Source organism: Vibrio sp. Vb0888, from assembly GCF_033338835.1.
GTDB classification, from domain to species: Bacteria; Pseudomonadota; Gammaproteobacteria; order Enterobacterales; family Vibrionaceae; genus Vibrio; species Vibrio alginolyticus.
The window spans coordinates 1-2,090 of sequence record NZ_JAWOTL010000055.1; the positions used below are offsets into that span (position 1 = coordinate 1).

At 48.6% G+C, this 2,090-nt stretch carries 2 protein-coding genes and 1 pseudogene; all 3 read right to left on the reverse strand.

Going from position 1 to position 2,090, the window contains the following annotated elements; genetic code table 11:
• The coding region (locus tag R7P72_RS23680; protein ID WP_318110782.1) for an FAD-dependent monooxygenase at nt 1-691 on the reverse strand (691 nt) is incomplete at its 3' end.
• Nucleotides 692-740: 49 nt separating this feature from the next.
• Entirely contained in the window at nt 741-1,919 is a 1,179-nt protein-coding gene (ubiH, locus tag R7P72_RS23685; protein ID WP_005493906.1) for a 2-octaprenyl-6-methoxyphenyl hydroxylase, read from the reverse strand.
• A gap of 22 nt (nt 1,920-1,941) precedes the next feature.
• Nucleotides 1,942-2,090 (reverse strand): annotated as a pseudogene (locus tag R7P72_RS23690) (UPF0149 family protein); the annotation flags it as partial.

A 2,090-nucleotide genomic window follows, 5' to 3' on the forward strand; every position in this document is an offset into this window, starting at 1 on the left:
GCTCTGTCGACCAAACGATAGAACACATGTTTGGTTGAGACATTGGCAAGAATGCCAAAGGCCCGTGAGGTGTAAAAATCTGACGCGCGATGCTGTGGTGCGGATCCGCTGTTTTCACATTAGCAACCAACGCATGGTGACCGTAGTCCCAATGCGTCAAAGGAATATCCATCTGGTTACGCAGCCACGAATTCGCGCCATCTGCGCCCACCACCAGCTTCGCTGTCATCGCTTGGCCGTTATCGAGCGTTAACCAACTCTCTTGTTCACCGACCGCGAGTGTCGCACAGCGCGCAGGCATGAATAACGTTACGTTCTCTAGCTTTTGCACTTGTTCCAACAACGCTAACTGAATCACGCGATTTTCAACGATGTGACCCAAATCAGGTTGCGCCATACTTTGTGCATCAAACTCTATTTTTGCGAAGCTGTCTTGCTCCCACACTTCCATACCGTAGTAAGGTGCAGCACGGCGTTGCTCAATACCCTGCCAAGCTCCTAGCTTACGTAAAATGGTTTCACTTGAGCGGCTCAGTGCAGAAACTCGCACATCAGGCAGTTCATTCAACGTTTCATCTGGCACGCTACCTTCGATCACGGCGATACGCATGTCACTGTCTTTGAATGCGGCTGCAATCGCCAACCCAACCATCCCTCCGCCGATGATGGCGATATCTACACTTTGCATCATTGCTATTTATTACCTAATAACTGGTTGTTACCTAGTTTGTTGCAGTCAATCATCGTTTCACTAAGCCAAGAGTATGGCGCAAGAGCGGCTGCTTAAAAATAGAAAGGTTATCCATCGCGGCTAAGGCTGTATTTCGCCCAATTCGCATCGCGAGTAAATCGTTTGAAAAAACATGGACTAACGAGCTTGTTAGCCAAATGGTTTCGTTGCGGTCTGCTTCTCGGCGTTGACTAAAGCGGATCAGGCCTTGGTAACGCCCAACATCTTCACCTTGCTTGACCAGTTCCTCAGCGAGAGTGACCACGTCTCGGATCCCCAAGTTGAAGCCTTGCCCAGCAATCGGATGCAGCGTTTGTGCTGCGTTACCGACTATCGCAAAACGGTGTGAAATATTTTGCTTACGGTGACGAAGCAACAACGGATAGCTCGCACGCAGCCCCACTTTTTGCATCGCACCTAATCGCCAACCAAAATCTTGCTGAAGCCGTTCAAGAAATTCGCTTTCAGACAATTCCATTACAATTTGAGCTTCATCAGGGCGTAAGCACCACACGAGCGACATTCGATTATCACTCATTGGCAGCAGGGCAACTGGGCCGTTTTCAGTAAAACGCTCAAATGCGCGACCTTGATGCGGCTCTTGAGTCACAATATTGGCAATTACGGCAACTTGGTCGAAATCATGCTCAGAAAGCTCCAAACCAATTTGCTGACAACATTGCGAAACCGCACCATCGGCGGCAACAAGTAATTTCGCATTAAGCAACTCACCACTAGCAAGCTCAATCGTCACATTTTCTTGAGTTCGGGTAATGTGCTTCGCGGAGTCTGGGCAGTACAAATCGATAGCGGTACTGTGAGTCAGCAATTCTTGGTAAACACGACCAACATCGGCTAACTCTACGACATAACCTAACGCTTCAACGCCAACGTCGTGCTTAGTGATGTCCGTCATTCCCGCATGAGAACGATCGGACACATGGATGTGTTCAATCGGGGTCGAAAAAGGTTCAATCGCAGACCATAACTCTAAGTGACGCAGCAGGTTAACCGTACCATAAGACAAAGCAATCGAGCGCGAATCAAAGCCCGGATGCTGATCAGATTGCGCTTTAAACGGTTCAACAACGGCAACACGCAAAGCCCCTTGAGACAAATGCTCAATCGCTAAAGCTAGTGTAGCCCCAGCCATGGCACCACCAGCAATTACTACGTCATATTGCTTCATGTTAACCTCTGGTCTATCTAGATTAATGGATCGTCGGTTTGCTTTCGCTGCTTTCTGGGCGAGCTCCGAACTCTGCATGAATGGTAAGTACGCAAGCTTTCACGTGTTCAATGACTTGTTCCAGCAATTGTGCTTGTTCACCAAAGTCGTCATCTTCATCAATGCCTAACT